The sequence below is a fragment of the Ponticoccus litoralis genome (assembly GCF_039769985.1).
GTDB classification, from domain to species: Bacteria; Pseudomonadota; Alphaproteobacteria; order Rhodobacterales; family Rhodobacteraceae; genus Ponticoccus; species Ponticoccus litoralis.
Genome location: NZ_JBDNCH010000002.1, coordinates 2,490,343 through 2,507,483, shown reverse-complemented (window position 1 = coordinate 2,507,483; position 17,141 = coordinate 2,490,343). Strand labels below are relative to the sequence as shown.

General features: G+C 56.2%; 15 protein-coding genes and 5 pseudogenes. 14 read left to right on the top strand and 6 right to left on the bottom strand.

Annotation, left to right across the window (positions count from 1 at the left end):
* Positions 1 to 143: 143 nt before the first annotated feature.
* Genes ABFB10_RS13510 through ABFB10_RS13500 form a run of 3 tightly spaced genes read left to right on the top strand, consistent with a single transcriptional unit; the run spans position 144 to position 2,350 of the window.
* Entirely contained in the window at positions 144 to 1,028 is an 885-nt protein-coding gene (locus tag ABFB10_RS13510; protein ID WP_430523016.1) for a glycosyltransferase family protein, read from the top strand.
* Entirely contained in the window at positions 1,028 to 1,681 is a 654-nt protein-coding gene (locus ABFB10_RS13505; RefSeq protein ID WP_347166906.1) for a WbqC family protein, read from the top strand. The genes ABFB10_RS13510 and ABFB10_RS13505 overlap by 1 nt, the downstream gene beginning before the upstream one ends.
* Before the next feature lie 12 nt (positions 1,682 to 1,693).
* Positions 1,694 to 2,350: a class I SAM-dependent methyltransferase gene (locus tag ABFB10_RS13500; RefSeq protein WP_347166905.1), complete on the top strand. Its 657-nt coding sequence runs from the start codon at positions 1,694 to 1,696 to the stop codon at positions 2,348 to 2,350.
* A gap of 82 nt (positions 2,351 to 2,432) precedes the next feature.
* Here the strand turns inward: ABFB10_RS13500 and ABFB10_RS13495 are convergent.
* A pseudogene (locus tag ABFB10_RS13495) lies at positions 2,433 to 2,883 on the bottom strand (transposase); the annotation flags it as partial.
* Between the two features lie 167 nt (positions 2,884 to 3,050).
* Here ABFB10_RS13495 and istA point away from each other — a divergent pair.
* Both istA and istB read left to right on the top strand, forming a co-directional pair.
* A pseudogene (gene istA, locus ABFB10_RS13490) lies at positions 3,051 to 4,237 on the top strand (IS21 family transposase).
* 38 nt (positions 4,238 to 4,275) lie between these two features.
* Positions 4,276 to 4,995, top strand: a complete 720-nt coding sequence (istB, locus tag ABFB10_RS13485; protein WP_347168014.1) for an IS21-like element helper ATPase IstB — start codon at positions 4,276 to 4,278, stop codon at positions 4,993 to 4,995.
* Between the two features lie 145 nt (positions 4,996 to 5,140).
* Here the strand turns inward: istB and ABFB10_RS13480 are convergent.
* Positions 5,141 to 5,524: pseudogene (locus ABFB10_RS13480) on the bottom strand (transposase); the annotation flags it as partial.
* A gap of 220 nt (positions 5,525 to 5,744) precedes the next feature.
* Between ABFB10_RS13480 and ABFB10_RS13475 the strand changes: the two are divergent.
* The 4 genes from ABFB10_RS13475 (at position 5,745) to ABFB10_RS13460 (ending at position 9,944) form a co-directional block, all read left to right on the top strand.
* The gene (locus ABFB10_RS13475; protein ID WP_347166904.1) at positions 5,745 to 6,908 is read left to right on the top strand and encodes a DegT/DnrJ/EryC1/StrS family aminotransferase; all 1,164 of its coding nucleotides are present in this window, start codon (positions 5,745 to 5,747) and stop codon (positions 6,906 to 6,908) included.
* 415 nt (positions 6,909 to 7,323) lie between these two features.
* On the top strand, positions 7,324 to 8,271 hold the full coding sequence (locus ABFB10_RS13470) for a glycosyltransferase family 61 protein (RefSeq protein WP_347166903.1): 948 nt from the start codon (positions 7,324 to 7,326) through the stop codon (positions 8,269 to 8,271).
* Between the two features lie 39 nt (positions 8,272 to 8,310).
* Positions 8,311 to 8,979 carry an acetyltransferase gene (locus tag ABFB10_RS13465; protein WP_347166902.1) on the top strand — a complete coding sequence of 223 codons (669 nt, stop codon included), beginning with the start codon at positions 8,311 to 8,313 and terminating at the stop codon, positions 8,977 to 8,979.
* A gap of 161 nt (positions 8,980 to 9,140) precedes the next feature.
* Positions 9,141 to 9,944 carry a hypothetical protein gene (locus ABFB10_RS13460; protein ID WP_347166901.1) on the top strand — a complete coding sequence of 268 codons (804 nt, stop codon included), beginning with the start codon at positions 9,141 to 9,143 and terminating at the stop codon, positions 9,942 to 9,944.
* A 143-nt stretch (positions 9,945 to 10,087) separates the two neighbouring features.
* Here the strand turns inward: ABFB10_RS13460 and ABFB10_RS13455 are convergent, their stop codons facing one another.
* Positions 10,088 to 11,632 (bottom strand): glycosyltransferase family 2 protein, encoded by a 1,545-nt coding sequence (locus tag ABFB10_RS13455; RefSeq protein WP_347166900.1) that lies wholly within the window; start codon positions 11,630 to 11,632, stop codon positions 10,088 to 10,090.
* Between the two features lie 418 nt (positions 11,633 to 12,050).
* Between ABFB10_RS13455 and ABFB10_RS13450 the strand changes: the two genes are divergently transcribed.
* Genes ABFB10_RS13450 through ABFB10_RS13440 form a run of 3 tightly spaced genes read left to right on the top strand, consistent with a single transcriptional unit; the run spans position 12,051 to position 13,117 of the window.
* Entirely contained in the window at positions 12,051 to 12,500 is a 450-nt protein-coding gene (locus ABFB10_RS13450; protein ID WP_347166899.1) for an Lrp/AsnC family transcriptional regulator, read from the top strand.
* A gap of 1 nt (position 12,501) precedes the next feature.
* Complete coding sequence (locus ABFB10_RS13445; protein WP_347166898.1) at positions 12,502 to 12,717, top strand: LysE family transporter; 216 nt, start codon at positions 12,502 to 12,504, stop codon at positions 12,715 to 12,717.
* Positions 12,701 to 13,117, top strand: a complete 417-nt coding sequence (locus tag ABFB10_RS13440) for a LysE family translocator (RefSeq protein ID WP_347166897.1) — start codon at positions 12,701 to 12,703, stop codon at positions 13,115 to 13,117. Before ABFB10_RS13445 ends, ABFB10_RS13440 begins: the two co-directional genes overlap by 17 nt.
* A 25-nt stretch (positions 13,118 to 13,142) precedes the next feature.
* On the opposite strand, the pseudogene ABFB10_RS13435 reads toward ABFB10_RS13440, so the two are convergent.
* A pseudogene (locus tag ABFB10_RS13435) lies at positions 13,143 to 13,413 on the bottom strand (transposase); the annotation flags it as partial.
* A gap of 653 nt (positions 13,414 to 14,066) precedes the next feature.
* Positions 14,067 to 14,447, bottom strand: coding sequence for an NAD(P)H-binding protein (locus tag ABFB10_RS13430; RefSeq protein WP_347166896.1), 381 nt, complete (start codon positions 14,445 to 14,447; stop codon positions 14,067 to 14,069).
* Between ABFB10_RS13430 and tnpB the strand changes: the two genes are divergently transcribed.
* Entirely contained in the window at positions 14,373 to 14,864 is a 492-nt protein-coding gene (gene tnpB, locus ABFB10_RS13425; protein ID WP_347166895.1) for an IS66 family insertion sequence element accessory protein TnpB, read from the top strand. The two genes, ABFB10_RS13430 and tnpB, sit on opposite strands and share 75 nt — an antisense overlap.
* Position 14,865: 1 nt before the next feature.
* A pseudogene (locus ABFB10_RS13420) lies at positions 14,866 to 15,232 on the top strand (transposase); the annotation flags it as partial.
* A gap of 133 nt (positions 15,233 to 15,365) precedes the next feature.
* Here ABFB10_RS13420 and ABFB10_RS13415 read toward each other — a convergent pair.
* On the bottom strand, positions 15,366 to 16,802 hold the full coding sequence (locus tag ABFB10_RS13415) for a calcium-binding protein (RefSeq protein ID WP_347166893.1): 1,437 nt from the start codon (positions 16,800 to 16,802) through the stop codon (positions 15,366 to 15,368).
* Between the last annotated feature and the right edge of the window lie 339 nt (positions 16,803 to 17,141).

The following is a 17,141-nucleotide window of genomic DNA, read 5'->3' as shown; positions in this document are numbered from 1 at the left end:
ACAACCTGCAGACTCTCGATATGAATGAGGGACCCAAGGGGGCAGGTCATAAAGCACTAGAGCAATTACTGGGCTACATACTACGATGATAGAGGAAAAAAATGAGGATAAGCGCCATTATCTGGGCGAAGGACGAGATTGATATGCTGCCGCGCACCATAGGTGCATTGCTGCGCTCCGGCGTTGAGACAATCTCGATTATGGATGATAACTCAGGCGACGGAACCGCGCTTGCAATCGACGTTCTGTGCGCGACCTTATCAAATGTATACCGAATTCCAACAATCACCGACTTGAGTGGTGGACTTACGATGGATGGACCGGTCTTTGGCCCTATCCTTGCGCGGGATCAGCCGGACTGGATACTCGTGGGTGATCCCGATGAATTTTGGATTTCAAAGTCGGGCGATCTCCGCAAGACCCACGCGCTGAAAGATCATGACCTAGTGATAATCGAACGGTTCAATGCCGCGCTGCGCCCGGAAGAGCCGGATCTCGTACATCTTGAAACGGATGGCGCGTTGCGCGATCTGCCACTTATCGTGAAGCAAGTGCAACTGTCACGCGAACTCATGGATGCCGAGCCAGAGCACCGCTGGATCACGCACAAACTGGCGCCGAAATTGATGGTTCGTCCGGATCAGTTATCCCGCTTCGGTCTTGGTATGCACACAGTGTTTGGCAAAGAGGGAACGCAATTGAGGCGGACACAAGGGCAGGACGTTGTGATAGCACATCTGCCGTTCTCTAGCTATGAGAGGTTCGAGCGTAAAGTCAACAATGCGCGGCTTGTGTTTGAACGTTTCGATGCGGAGCATTCGGGGAACAAGGCTTGGCATTGGCGACGGTGGATCGAAATTCAGAAAAACGGTAAATTGCGGGAGGAGTATGACCGGCAGTTTTTGTCAGAAAATGAGCTCACGGGATGTCGCGAAAGTGGGGCGGTGACCACAGCCACCGGGATTTTTGCACTTCGCAAGACTGAAGCCGATGCACGGCGCCTCACGCGCGAACGGATGGAAAAATAATGCGGGTCGCAGTAATGCAGCCATATCTATATCCTTACCTTGGGTACTTTCATCTTATTGCCTCAGTGGATTTATTTCTGATTTTCGACTGCGTGCAATTTCCCCGCCGTGGCCGGGTGCATCGTGCGCCTGTGCCTCAAAAGGAAGCATGGCTGACCCTGCCTCTGGCACGACAGCCGCGCGACACCTTAATTTCGGAATTGGCCTTCGCGGAAAATGCGGAAGTCATATGGCGCGAAAGGTTGGACAGATTGCCGTGGATGGCTCAAGCGCCTGCACTTCGCGCGACGTTGACACCCCTACGCACAGGGCGGGTCAGTGATTACCTAGCAGCGCAATTAATCTTTGCCTGCGACGCACTGGGCATTGGCACTAAAATACAACTTTCATCCAGCTACCGTGTTACATCGAAACTACAAGCGCAAGACCGGGTGATTGCGCTGGCACATGCTACCGGCGCGACTAGTTACGTCAATCTTCCTGGTGGACGTTCGCTTTATGATGCTGCGGCGTTTTCAGCCGCGGGCCTGAGCCTGTCATTCGTGTCAAAATATAACGGACCATTTCAGTCGATGTTGCATGCCTTGGCTACTCAACCATATCCTCGGTTGCGTAGTGCTCTTGCAGAACTGCCTGCCCCGAGCGCCGCCTGAGAAAGAGCCCCGATGTCAGATCCGGAACGCAGTCCCCACATCTTACGCACCTATTACGACCGGTGCTTGGTCACCCACGGCGATACCGCTGAAGGCGCAGGATGGCCGAACGAGGCGGACCGCCAGACCCGGTTTGGTATCATGCGCGATCTCGCGCCCAACGGGGCGATGAGCGATGTCTGCGATCTCGCCTGTGGAACTGGTGCCTTTTTAGAGCATCTAGTGGCGTCGAACGCCGCGCCCAAGCGCTACTTGGGCCTCGATATTTCACAAGCGGCCATCACTGCAGCCCAGGCCAAACATGGCACTACTTTGTTTGCGCTCCATGATATCCTGCATGCCCCTACTCCAACGGCTGCACCCTTTGATTTCGTTGTGGCAAATGGTTTATTCACACTGAAGGCCACACTCTCTCAAGATGACATGTGGCAATTTATGGAATCTTGTGTGAATCGCATGTGGAACATGTGCCGCGTCGGAATTGCCTTCAATGTGATGTCTTCGGTCGTTGACTGGCAGCGCGAGGATTTATTTCACGTGCCAAGTGATGCCCTTCTAAGGATGCTCTATTTCATGGCGGGGCGGCGCGTAATACTGCGATCCGACTACGATCTTTATGAGTACACCGCCTACGTATACCGAGATTCTGTTAGCGCACGCAGAATTTAGATTTTGAAAGAGCTTTCGCGATTTAACTGGCGCTGTTGCACTAATCGGGATTTGAGCGCGGCTCCCCTTTCCCCGGACGGACCTACCCTTCGGCCACGGTGACGGGTATGCCGTACGCGGTGTAGCCGTTCAGGACGGTGATACGAACCTGCAACTTGGCGACCTGGCAGTCGAATTCTCGGGCCATGAGGGATTGACTGAGCAGCTTGATGAAGTCCATCTTACTCTCAGCCCGGCTCTGGCCGTGGCAGCCAGACCATCGTCGCCAGATGACGCGACCCAAATTTTTGGAAGTGCGCAGAGCCTCATTGCGGGTGATGGCTCGTCGGCTTCCACGGCTTGGCGTTCTTGCGGGGCGGGATGATCGCAGCGGGACAACGGGCAGCGATTGCCTCGTGGCACTAGCAGGTATTGTATGCGCCATCTGCCCTCACGGAACCGATCTCTTCGTCGGACGGGATTTAGTCGAGCAATTCAGGCAAGACGGGCCGATCACCTACATTGCTTCCCGTGACCTCGACGGCCCGGACCTCCGGCGCTCCACTCGCCTTCGGGCTTGATGTGAGTGCTGCACGTAATCTCCCTAAAAGCGCTGGATGAAGTTTCCCCAGTTTGGCGCTGTTGCAGATGGAAGGGCGCGCAGATGGTGGCACTGAGGGAGATCGTGATGATCTTGGAATTGTAATGGCAGGTCAGCACGATCGCGCGGCAGACCGGGCTGGATCGCAAGACGGCGCGGAAGCACCTCGAGCGCGTGCTCGAGGTGCCAGTCTACGGGCCGCGCGAGCCGGAAGAGCGGCTGGCCAAGGACTATCGCACCTACCTGGTCGACAGGCTGACCGCTTGGCCGGGCCTCTCTGTCCGGCGGCTGCACCGATAGAACAAGGCGATGGGCTTCAAGGGGGCCCATTAGACGCTAACGGAACATCTGCGGCTGATCCGCCCGGCGGTCGAAAGGCAGTTTGAGACACCTGCCGGGCAGCAAGCGCAGGTGGATTTTTCCGAATTCCAATTCGCCTTCACCGCGGAGCTCTGTATCACCCGCAAGGTTTGGCTGTTCAGCATGGTACAGGGGCACAGCCGCTGGCTCCGGGGGCAGTTCTGTCCGAACCAGACGCTGGAAACGGTGATGCGCTGCCACAGGGCGGCCTTCGGTGTGGTGGGTGGGGCCTGCTCCGAGGTGCTTTATGTTCGCATGATGACGGCGGTCATTGGCAAGGATGCCGCCGGGGTGGCGACCTACAACGCGTTGCTCGCGGCTGTGCTGGGGCATTACGGATCAGCGCCGCGCGCCTGCCAGCCCAATCGGGCCAAGACCAAGGGCAAGGGCAAGGGCAAGGTCGAGCGACCCTTCCGCTACGTGCGCCAGGACTTCTTCGAGGGGCGCAGCTTCCGCAATCTCGACGACCTGAGCGCTCAGTTCGACGGATGGAGGACGACCATTGCCAATACCCCCGTCCACGCCACCACGCAGAGGGTCGTGGACGAGTACTTTGCCGAGGAACGACCGCACCTAGTGGCCCTTCCGGCCGACCCTACGATACGGTCCTGGCCGTGGAGCGCCGGATCAGCCAAGAGGGCATGGTCGCCGTTGGCGGCAACCAATACAGCGCGCCAGACACGGCCAGGCGCCGGAACGTCGAGGTCCAGAACCATGCGACCGAGGTGCAGAATCTTCGAGGATGGGAAATTGATTGCCAGCCATCCGGTTCTGGAGGGCAAGACCAGAAGCGGGTCGATCCCAGCCATCGCAAGCCCGTGCCTGCAGCGCGCCGTGCCGGCATCGAGGTCCCATCTCCATCGGACACCGCAGTGCTGCGCCGGTCTCTGGCCTCCTACGAGGCCGTCGGCCAGAGGTTGGCCAATCAGCCAGAGGGACGCCCATGATCCCGGTCACGGAACGCAGTCGCTAGAGCCTTGTCAGCCTGCACGAGGCCCGGGTCCTGGAAACGCTCAACCAGATCCTGAGCCAGCTGGAAAAGGGTGAGATGACCTCGATCGAGGCGATCGACGCCCTTCTGGCCGAGGAACTGACCCTGCGCGAAGGGCGGCGCGTCGGTGTTGGACTGCGCACGGCCCGGCTCATGCCCATCAAGACGCTGGAAAGCTACTATTTCTCGTTCCAACCCTCGCTGGACCGCCATCGTATCATGGCCCTGCCGCAGCTGGAGTTCATCAACCGCGCCGAGGTACGTCACTTCCTCGGCGCGCCCGGCACCGGCAAGAGCCACCTTACCACGGCCCACGGCGTATCCGCAGTGAAGGCGGGCCGCAGCGTCTACCGCTGCACCTTGGCCGAGCTCATCGATGCCCTGGCGCAGGCCGAACGCGAAGGTCGGCTGCCGGAAAAGATCCGCTGCTACGCCCGGTCCTCGCTGCTGATCGTCGACGCAATCGGCTATCTGCCGTTTACCAGCGGCGGCGCGAACCTGTTCTTCCAGCTCGTCAACGCCCGCTATGAGAAAGGGGCGATGATCCTGCCCCCCAACCGCGGCTTCGCCGCATGGGGCGAGGTCTTCGCCGATCCCGTCGTCGCCACCGCGCTGCTGGATCGGCTGTTGCGACACGCGGTCGTAGTGCGGATCGAAGGCGCAAGCTACCGCCTGCGCGGTCGCGCCGATCTGATGCCAGAGCACACCCGATAGCACGCCACCATCACCCCGCCACCGCTCCAGAAACGGCGCGGGTGGCCACCGAAGAATGGAGGTGCCAATCACCTGCACGGCTGATCCCCGAACCCGTTAGGTGGGGAAATTTGCGCCGGCACTTCTGGGAAATTTTGATCCAGCATTTACACTTGATGTCTGTACTGTCGATCAGCAGGTGCAGCGGACCCGCGCCGCCGCGGTAGGGGATACTCACGTTCAGCGATCTTTGGCGGCGACAGAACCTGCGGCAGTCCGGCACCTTCCAGTCCAGCCCGACCAGTTGAGCCAGGCTCTGCACATAGCCGGTCGTCTGCCGCCACGGCATGCCAAAGAGCACCTTCATCGTCAGGCAAGCCTGGATCGCAGCATCGCTGAAGCTCTGTTGGCGACCGCATCTCCCGGTCGGCGGAGGGATCCATTCCATGTCAGGATCAAACCAGATCGTCAGCGATCCGCATTGCCGTAGCGCCTCATTGTTAGCCAACCAGTTCGTGGCCTTGCACTTCGTGGGGACCCAACTGCTCATGGCTACCAGTTATCATGCTGGATTCATGTAGTGAATCCCTCAGCCGATTTGAGCAACAACGCCGGGAGCAGAGCAAGTATCATATACTTTTCAGGATAGAATGCGCCTTATCAACCTGTGGTTGAAAATGGATTAATGCATGATTGGCGCCTTGCAGTATTGCGGAAAGAGTTGAAGAAAGCAGAGAAGTGTCTTCGCCACATTATTTTTGAGAGTTCGGATGAACGCCCAATTTCATAAAGTATGTAACCCCCTGTTGCCGGAGGCGGCAGCGATTTTTGAGTACCTCAAGACCCTCAACCAGGCGCGATGGTATACAAACCGTGGGACACTCCAGGCTTCTCTGGAAGAACGGTTGTCCATGCTTTTTGGCGCAGATCACAATGTAGTTGTGGCGACAGCTTCCGGTTCCGCGGCACTCGAAGCGTCCATTCTGGCCACTGCGGGTACGGCGACCCCGGACAAACCCTACGCTTTTCTGCCATCATACACGTTTGCGGCAACGGCATTAGCGGCAGAGAGGTGCGGATATACCCCATATTTTCTGGATGTCGACCCTGAGACATGGTCGCTCGACCCGGACATGATCGCGCGACATCCCAAGATCATCAATGCAGGTGTGATCATCGTCGTTGCGCCCTATGGCCGGATGCCAGATATGGTCGCGCTTGAGACGCTCTACAAAAAGACCGGCGTTGCCGTTGTCGTCGATGCGGCTGCTGCGTTCGAGCAGGTGGTCGCTGCACCGGGCTGTATCTCAGCCACTATCCCAGTTTGCCTCAGCTTTCATGCGACCAAAACATTCTCAACAGGTGAAGGTGGCGCAGTTTTGTGGTCTGATCAGATCGGACGCGAAAGCATCGTGCAGGCGACAAATTTTGGATTTCTAAATTCCCGCGAATGCCGTTCAGCTGGATTTAACGGAAAAATGAGTGAATACAGCGCGGCTGTCGGCCTTGCAATGCTTGATATGCTGGAGGAGCGGCGACAGGAATACTTTGAAGTATCCCACACTTATCGCCAGGCCTTCGCCTCATCGGGGGCAAACTCATCCGGCCAATTTTTTGCATCACCCGAAATCAGTTCAGCCTATGCGTTGATCTTGGCACGCGACAGCATTGTTGCTGCGGAGTTGTGCGTTGAGCTCCAGGTGAGCCAGTTTGGCTGGCGGCGCTGGTACGAGAGCGGCCTGCACAACATGGCACATTTTTTAGACTGTCCGCGAGACGCAATGGCCGTGACCACCGATCTCGGCGACCGACTGATCGGTCTTCCTATGGCACACGACCTAAGCGAAGATAAAATCGCACAGATCGTGGATGTGGTGGCGGCGACATGTGAGACCGAAGTTGCATTCGTCGCAGAACAGGCTGGCGGGCGTTGATCGATGGATAGTACGCATTTTGAAAGTCGTATTCCGATTGAATTGCTGTCACAGGTGCGCGAACTTTCGGCACCGGCGCGCGAAGGCAAATCCATATCGCTGATGAATGCAATGAAGGTCAAGCTGGCCTGTACCAATCATATGCCCGAGTCTGAAGCTTTTGCAGCCTACGCCCAGCTTATGGGTCTCGATTGCGCGGTCAGCACTCGGCCCCTACCGATCCGCGGGCTGTGCGACGTTCTTGAAAGCGAGGGGGAGGTGTTGGCGCTGGTCGAACCCGGTGGGCGGCATTTCAAGTGTCGCGCGACACGCATTGTGGGTCCGGGAAGCTCTCCTTCCCTAAGCGGTACGATCTCGCCGAGTAGTCGCGGGGCGCATCGACAGTGCAGTCGTGCATAGCCGCACGGGAGCATTCGTGCGCAACGGTGAATTAGTCATGGATGTTCAACGCGACGAGCTGGAAGGCGTGCCGACCGAACTTGCCTTTGATCCGGTGATCTTCACGCACCATGGGCGCGTGGCCACCTATCTGGAGGACCAAAATTCATTACGTTTGCGACACCTACCTAAAGCCTGGTCCCTGCTCGGCATCAATTCGGTTTCATTTGGCCATTGGATGATAGAACAGATGTTGCAGTTCATCGCAGGAATGAACCTGCCTGAGTTTCAGGGTGTTCCCATTCTGATTGATGAAGGCATTCCACCGCAACACCTTCAATCTCTGGAGTGTATCGGAGAAGGGCGGTTCGAGATTATAGAGGTTCCGCGAGGTCAGCGTATCGCAATCGACAGCCTTTACATAGTCACAAATTTTCCCTTTGCGCCGCACCTTCTAAAAGAGGACCAGAAAATAGATCCAAGCTACTTTGTATCTGCGATGGACGCCATTGCGCAGATGGTCGCGAAAGTAGGCGCACTATTTGACATGACACACAACACGGAAAAACCTTCGAAATGTGAAAAGCTGTTTTGGGCAAGACCCACAGACCGGCACCGTAAGATTGATAACCATTTGGCTATTGAGTCTTATATTTCCGATCTAGGTTGCGTAAAGTTTTATCCTGAAACGTTGAAATTTCCTGACCAGATCCGACTAATTCGGGCGGCTAAGCGCATTGTGGTTCAGAACGGATCAGCTTCACACGGGTTGTTTTTTGCGCGCCCAGGCACTGAAGTGGTCATGCTCAGCCATCCTGCGCTGCCCTTCATGGCACTCTATGCTGAGTTGATGGCACAACTTAACATCGACTTCTTGGTTCTCACCGGCCCACTTTCACGCAAGGGTCAAACATATCTTGATCAGTCTGATTATGAGATTCCGCTGGAGAGAATCTCCCAAGTGATAGGGCATTGGGCAGAATAATCTCACAAGCGCGAAAAGTTTCACAAAAAAGGAGGCGGAATGAATCAGCAAGATATTGTCATCTTCGGAACCGGAAACATGGCGCAAGTGGCGGCGGTGTATATCCGTGCTCATTCGCACCTCAACATTGTTGGATACACGATTGATCACGAGTATAGGAAGGAAGATACTTTCGATGGTCTCCCGCTGGTTTCTTGGAATGATCTCGAAAATTTGTTTCCGCCAGATCAGGTAAAGCTTCTAGGGCCCCTCACCTATCAGCGCATGAATACCATCCGGCGAGACAGATATCTTGAAGGTAAATCCCGCGGGTATTCATTTGCCAGCTTCATACACCCAGATTGCCACATATATACGGATAAAATCGGAGATAATTGCCTTATCCTGGAGAGAAATATCATCCAGCCCTTTTCCAGTATCGGCAATAATGTAATTATCTGGAGCGGCAACCATATCGGCCATCACGCGCAGGTGGGGGATCATGTGTTCATCGCATCCCAGGTAGGGATCGGAGGCTCAGCAGTGATTGGAAACGAATGCCATTTGGCTGGACAGGTAGGCGTCGCCCATGGTCTAACTTTGGGGCCGCGCTGCGCAGTCCTTAATGGACTGACGTTGTCGCGAAGCCTGCCTGAGGGGTCCGTTATTTCTGCAGATTTGCCCTCTATCAGACCCTTTGACAGCTCACGGCTGTACAAGATTTTATGAGAGGGCGAGAACTATGGACCCGCCGTGGATTAGTGGTGTCGGGTGCGCCCGCAGCGCACAAGTGGTGGGCCAGCCATGCGCAAACGCCATCCCCTCTGATCCTTGGGCCGCGTCACTGGCGTATATATTTCAGTGCGCGCGACATACAAAACCGTGCTCAAATGATCTTCGTCGATGTTGATCCGTTGGATGATATGCGCATTCTGAATGTGCATGACACGCCACTGCTGGAACTTGGTCCCCCGGTACGATTTGACAGCACTGCTCAAGGGGTGAGCCACGTAGTCCGTGAAGGCGATAAAGTACTCTTGTACTATATCGGGATGCACCTGCGAGCCGATGTACCTTACGGCATCTGTGTGGGGCTAGCTGAAAGCCTTGATGGGGGGACTAGTTTTGAACGAGTTTCGGATGGGCCCATCCTGTCAATCAATCAGCTTGATCCCTACTTTACATCTTTGATGCACGTCACGCCCCAGCCTGACGGTTCCAGTGTAGCCTGGTTTATGACGTGTACCGGTTGGGAGGAGCGCTCAAATGGCGTTCATGACGCGGTTTACGGTTTGCGTCGCGCCGTCTCGCCCGATGGCCGTCACTGGACTCCAACAACAGTGACTATCGGTCTGGAGGATGGGATTTTCGATGAAGCCGTGGGGCTGGCCCGACCTTGGGTAATCTCTATGGGCGGACCGGACAGACTTTGGTTCTCACACCGGTCCCGTCTCAATTTCCGCACAGATACAAATGCAGCCTACCGAATCATGGATATAGATCTGAATCAATCTGGCGCGCCCACCGGCACTCCACGATTACTAAAATTCGACAACCCCCCAGCCTCAGATGGCTGGGACGGGTTCATGCAGGCCTATCCTTCGATCCTTCCGCTTGGGGAAGGCTATGTAATGTTTTACAACGGAAACGGTTTTGGGAAATCGGGATTTGGATGGGCAACACTCGGTATGTAGATGTCTTGAAGGGAAAAGCCTATACTGCCAAAACGACCGCTTCTGGCCGAAGCGCGACGTCAGAGCTGGCGTCGGCAGGCCACGCTAGGTTAACCGCTTTTCCGAACTTCCTTATCTCAATCGACACGGTTGACCAGCGGCCCTCAATCTTCAAGCATCTTGTCCAGCCGAGCGAAGAATGAATGCGGCTTCTCGGTGTTGAGTGAATACTCAAGGAGGCGGATGTCACCCCTAGCTGCGCTCGCCCTGACCCTTTCCGCGTGGAGATACCAATCTTCTGCCCATTTGGAGAGCATACCCTCTTCCGATACAATGCCGACCGCCGCCATGTGCTCGGCGATGTACTTGCCGGCACGGAACTTCTTCCTGCTCGAAAGCCACTCGTCAACGGGCCTATGATTCAACAGGAACACAGAGTCGCGATAATACTGAGCGATGTATTCGAAGTCATAGAAGCCATCGTAAATGTCCGACCCATTGCTCCCGTATGAGATGTCGCTGAGAAGTTGGTAGTTCTCGTACCCCAAAAAGGGTTTACGTCCTTCGGCCAATGCTGATTGGAGATTCCGCGCAATCCGCCCGCGATCCCAGTGAGCGTAGCTCATGCCTCTGCGACCGAACATGGCGCTGATTTCCTTGCTCCCGCCCCGGTTCATGCCGATCTGAAAAACCCGTTGACTATCCGGAATCGGAGAGGGGGACGGCGCCGACATGTGCTCGAACTTCGCATTGGAAAGGTAGGGTCGCACCAATCGTTCTACCTTGCTAGGTATAGCCAAATCGGTCTTGAGGAACAGATCGGGGCGACTGGCACGCGCAGGGCTGTCTACTGGCAGAACACTCAGCGTCTCGAAAAGCCCTGGCACTCCCCCGGTAGCCCCGTTGTCGCGAGCTTCCCGGTAGATCGAGTATCTTCTCTGAGCATGCTCAGGCATGGTGTTGAAATACTCCGGATCGTCTACCCTGCGCTCATATTTTCCGATCCAATCTTCAAGTGAAACGGGAAACAGGTGCAGCAAGACCGCTTCGCTCTGGTCCACCTTGTGTTCCGGGATGTTCTGGCCATCCTTGCGCACGAAGTGGATGTTGAAACGCGCATCCCTGTTGCTCCGGCGCTTGAAGCTCTTGCCGACCTCGTGCCCCTGAAAGCCGTTCGGGAAAAGCTCGCCCAATTCAGCGCCGTACAATTTCGCTCCCCATCCCGCCCCCCGTTCCGGCTTGAGCTTGAACAGCCCGGTCAGGTCCATCTTTCCGTGAGAGCACTCGCCAGAGAACATCCGCTCCGCTGGAAGGACGCGCACGGCGTCGAGCGTTTCCGGCACCCGGCCAAGCATTTCGGCAATCGACCCGGCAGATCGGGGCAGCAAAAACTCATCGACGTCGATGTGTGCGATCCACTCGGTTTCGCACAGATTCCGCACGGCGTACTCTGCGTTGTGGGATTGCCGCTGACGGTGGCCGGAGGGGCGCCCTTTCCGTGGCCTCCGTTTCGTCCAATATGCAGCATCGCAATTGATACATGTAACCCCCGGCACCTGCGAGAAAGTTACGGCAAGCCCATCGGCGGGGTCATCGAAGAACAGGACGACTTCAGACGCACCGATCGAAAGATGATGGGCAATGAAAGCTTCGACGAGCCTCCTCGGCTCCGCGCAGGTTGCGACAACCCCCCACTTCGCAACAACCATGAAACCTCCTCACGAATACCAGACCTGACTCCCATCCATTAACCTGATGTTAAGCGCTACACACTAGCCAAAAAGATGCAAAAATTGAGGCCAATTGATGAACAAGACAACCACTTCATCCAATACCGAAGAGCGGATCGCGAAACTTGAGGCTGCGGTCTGTGATTATGCGCAGCGCTACGGCCTGACCAACCTCGCTCGGGAAGCCTTGGCATGCTCCGGGTCAGCGGGCGCTGTGGCGCCATCGCCAAGGCGGCTATGGGGCAGCGTCCAGCCGCCGGGTGGTGCCGAGTGATCCAGATAGCTCCTGGAGCAAGGCGGGGCGGGGCGGGGCGCCTGCCACCTGCCTGCATCGGAAAACGAGAGCAGGCCAACGATCTTACGTTTACATTGCCATATCGCCGCATATTATGCGCCTATGGATAATATTGACCTGAGAATCATCGGCCTTCTGACCTTGGATGCAAAAAGATCTCTGGCGGATATCGGCAGCAGTGTCGGGCTGGCCCCCTCCACCGTAAACGAGCAGATCCGGCGACTGACCGCCTCCGGCGCCATTCGCAGGTTTACCCTCGATGTCGATCCGACGGCGATGGGCATGCAGACGCTGGTGTTTGTCTGGATCGCGCTGAGGGAGGATGCGGATGAAACGGCTTTTCGGGAGTATTCGAAAACCCACCCGCTGATCCTGGAATGCCACCATGTCACCGGGGCATGGGCCTACCTGGTCAAGCTCCGCGTAATAGCCCCATCCGAGATCGAGGGTTTCCTGGCCGAGCTAAAGGAGCATCGTTTCCTCGGGCGCAGCGAAACCGTGATCACCCTGTCCTCTCCTCTGCCCGGCTCGTTCACGCCAAAGGAAGTGTAACATGGATACCGCCCTGTTTCTGAAGTCCGTTCTGCTCGGGCTGGCCATCGCCGCGCCGCTTGGTCCCATCGGAGCGCTTTGCATCAACCGTACGCTGGAGCGCGGTTTCATTGCCGGGGCGGCGGGTGGCCTGGGCGCGGCGCTGGCCGATGGCGTTTACGCGACGCTGGCTGCCGTGGGGCTTGGCGGCATTCTCAGGGGTGCTGGCGCAGATTGACACGCCTCTGCGGCTGATCGGAGGCGCGTTCATGTTGTGGTTGGGCTGGAAAAGCCTGACACCGGAACCACCCCGCGCCGCGGCGAAGATATCGACGCGCGATCTGCTGGGCACGACTGCGGCAACCTTTCTGCTGACAATCACCAACCCGATGACAATTCTGTCCTTCGCCGCCCTCTTTGCCGGGTTGGGGCTTGCCTCAACCTCAGGGTTTACAGGCGCATGGCCAGTGGTGTCGGGGGTCTTTGCGGGATCAATGCTGTGGTGGATCCTGCTGAGCGGCGGCGTCGCGCTGGCGCGTCACCGCCTCCCAGAAGGCTTCACGATCTGGGTCTCGCGCTTGTCCGGCGCGGTGCTAATCAGCTTTGGCATATGGGCTGCGATATCGGCCCTAGTCTGATCCAAAGGATGCCCTTGATCTAGCAGGTGCGATGGACCTTCAGATGGGTGGCATCGATCATCACAGTCGCCCCCCCCGTGCTCAGCGGCCAGGCCCACCATGATCCGGGCGAAGACGCCTCTATCGCTCCAACGTTTCTATCGGTTGTAGAGTGCCTTGTGGGGGCCATACTCCCTTGGGGCGTCGCGCCACCGCAAGCCATTGCGATCGATGAAAACAATGCCGCTCAGGACTCGCCGGTCATCGAACCGGGGCTTGCCGTGCGACTTCGGAAAATAAGGATCAAGATGCGCCATCTGCTCATCGCTCGTTTAGAGCGGTGACGCACGAGCGTCCAACCAAATCAATGGATCCGGAGCCTAAAATAACGCCTCGCGGTATCCTTAGTCGAACATAGACTGAAATCCTTAAACTTCGCGTTTTTTACAAAGGACATGCCCGAGGACCTGCTATCCACCGGGAAATCGGTTCTGCGAAGTCGGTGAAACGCGGTTGCCAGCTAAGAGCAGACTGTAATTTCCGCGACGACATTTGCTGATCCAGTGTCGGGCCTTTCGCCCACGCACCGTTCTCATTCACAATCTCTTCCACTGTCCGGATCATAGGCTCTATTGGAGACCCGTAGGCTTCGGAGATGACGGAAGCGATCCTGCCAACTGTGACCCCCTCCTCAGCAACCGCGTTATAAAAGCCCACAAGATCAGACCGCTCCACGAGGTCGCAATAGACCCGGGCCAAATCGGAGCTTTCGATTAAGGGCCAGCGTGTAGACTTGCTCCCCCAGATTTCAGTTCTTCGACCATTCTTCGCAGCGGACAAGAAGTTGCAAAACGCTCCGCCGTCAAGCATGTCGTATACCATCGCTGGATGAACAACCGCCGTGCGTAGCTGAGGCGCGTCAAGGAGCATCTGGGCATGCGCGATCATCCACGTAAACGCGGGCAGAGGACTAAACGGCTCGGTCTTCTGTTGCGATCTCGTCGCCAGTTTCACCGTAGAGCCAGCAGCCCCCAGTGTAGACTAGGCGGGTGGTATCTCTGCGAGTTTCCGCCGCCTGCATGACCGCTTTCATTGCCTTGGCGTCCACATCTCCCATGTCTTCACCAAAGGTCGCAGCAGCCTGAATGATCGCACCGGATGACACCGCCGCATTTACCCAACCATCCGGCTCTGAAAGATCCCCTCTGACAGGCGTTGCGCCAGCGGACAGGAGCAGTTCGTCAGACCGCTCCGAGCGGCTTAAAGCAAATACTTGATGGTTTCGGCTCACCAGTTCCCCGACGACAGCAGTGCCGATTGTACCTGTGCCGCCCAAGATAAATACCTGCATAAAGCGCACTCCAACTTGAAACAAATCACACGCATACAACCTCAACCCAGATTGAGATCAAGCGCTAAACTTACACAAACGGACTTTCGCGTTCCCCGAAGCATGGCTCGTTTTCGCTGGAACCTTAGCTGTAGCAGTGCGGCGTGGGGCGCGATTGACATGCGAAAGGAAATTTTCGGCCTCTCGGCTCTGGCCCAGGATGTTCTGCGCCCGAAGCGCACCAGTGGAGCGCTCTTCGCGTACCGGTGTTGTTTAGGGGGGCCGATGAAGCTGCTCCACTGGGATGGCCAAGACTTCTGCCTCTACTACAAGGCCCTCGCGCGCGGGCGCTTTTCCTGGCGAACACCGGCGCTGGGGTCGCGCGGCAGGCGTCAGCGCAGCTCGCGATGCTCTTGGAAGGGATCGACTGGCAACTGATCTCGTCGCCGGTGAGCGCCGACCATCCGTCGCACCTGAAGGCTGTTCAGGGCAAGCCTGCTGCAGAACCTGTACTCGACTGGATCCGAGCGGCGACTCATGGAGTAGATATACTTTCACCCGCTGTACCGGCAGCTCACATCGACGACAAAGCCATCTGCGTGCTTGCCGCGTTCAGGAAGAACCGTGATCGACTGCTGACCACGGATATGTCGGGAAAAATCGTAGCCGCCACTTTGGTGCATTGCGAGGAGCCACCGCTACTGTCGCACGATCACTCCTCGGCAGCGGGCACGCCGGTCAAAGCTTGGGCGGCGATGAAGAGCTTTCAGCAGAGGGGCGACGAGGCCGCCAGCAGTTTCGGCAACTTGGCCAGATTGCTGGCGGACTGAAAGTGGAAGGATGCGCAAGAACTTCCTTCCCGAAATCCAGCTCCACTCCGCATCCGTGCAGAGGGAGCCGCTCCTCATAGAAGGCTTATTAGCAGCCTGTTGGAGTATCCTATCCGATTAGGAAATTGTCGGAGTCGAAGAACTGGGACCAGGTGGTTGATTCATCTACGTCTACCAGAACACGTTCATTCGTCGCCCTCACTTGGACCGTAAAGTGGACGTTTCCGTCAATCGTCGTCTTCCACGCTTTCAAATCGGCCATCGAATTTACACTGGCGTAACCATTGAAGTGGATAACATCTAATCCAATTGTAAAGTCTGCGATCAGGTCGAGTTGACTGTTCTTGTCCGCCGCTGATCCAGAGAGTTCATCCCAATCCACCAAATCATCGGACTTGAACTCGAAAGTGTCTGCACCCATACCGCCGACGACCACATCCGACCCCTGACCTCCATTTATGACGTCATCCCCGTCTCCGCCGAGAAGGGAATCGTTTCCGGTCGAACCAAACAACCTATCATGCCCTACGCCTCCATTAAGCGTATCGTTTCCTTGCTGCCCGTAAAGGCGGTCATTCCCATCCCCTCCATATAGAAGGTCATTCCCGCCCCAGCCATTGAGGACATCGTTTCCGTTTTCGCCATACAGCCAGTCATGCCCCGCACCTCCGACAACATCGTCATTTCCGGTGCCTCCCCATATGGTGTCATTTCCATCATCGCCATTGATGGTGTCGTTTCCACTACCACCCCAAACGAGATCGTTTCCACCACCAGCCTGCACGTTGTCATTGTTAAGACCTGCTGCGATCAGATCACCACTACCAGTTCCAGTGATTTGAGCAAGAGTATCGGCATATATGTTGTCGTCGTCATTAATGGTAATCCCGCCCTGAGCCGTGTAACCGGCTGGCACATAGTTCTGCGGATCAACGTAACCGACCGTTGCCAGACCTTCCAGTTCTGCTGCCGTAACCTGGTGCCCGCCTCGGGCGCCCACAAAGTGAGACTCTTGCTCATATAAATTCGAGACGCCGTCGTCACTTATGACTCGCGCTCCCTCAAGGGCGTAGAAGATATATCCTTGATTAGTGTCGATCAACAGCCATTGCTGCATATCTCCCTCAGAGTCGCGACTGTCTGCATCGTATTCCACAACTCGCCAGCTGTATCCCCCGGTCATACCAGAGCCGCTCTGGAGTTGACTGAGTGATATAGGGCTTCCGTTTATAGACAACGTATCTCTACTGGAGTCAAAATCCTCAATGCGCCCTACAACAATATCATCTACTTTATGAATGTTCCTGAAATTGAAAATGTCACTACCACGGTCAGTCGATGTATCGTCTGCACCGTTACCTCCATCGCCACGAGCGTGATGCCCGTGGGAGAAGCCTGTAATATTTGAAAAATCCAGATGAATCGTATCGTCACCGGCTTGTGCATAAACATGGATCTGGCCAAATCCGTTCTGTGCGATTCCTGTCAGCGTATCGCTTCCGCTGCTTCCGCCGAGGTGACCGGTAGTTACCGTTCTGACAACCATAATAGACATACTCCTAGTATACGACAGAAACTGTCAAACAATGCTTCACTGGATGGGAGTGAGTGGGCAGGCGCAAACACACCTTGTCAACCTATAATTTCGCCACGCGCGCAATCCTTTGTGTTTGATGGGTAGAATGTTGTGCAGAAAGGTCAGGTAACAGCGTTCTGGAGTTTGGCGCTTGATGTGGGCCTGTTGCACATATCAGTGAGCGGGAATCAATTTTTGAAATCCTGGGGTTAGATCTTCGGAATGTCCTAGCCTGCCTTTACTCGGCACACCTTTAACCGACGGTTTCCAACATGACGTGCAGCTGGAAGGAGGAAGGCTCCTGAAAAG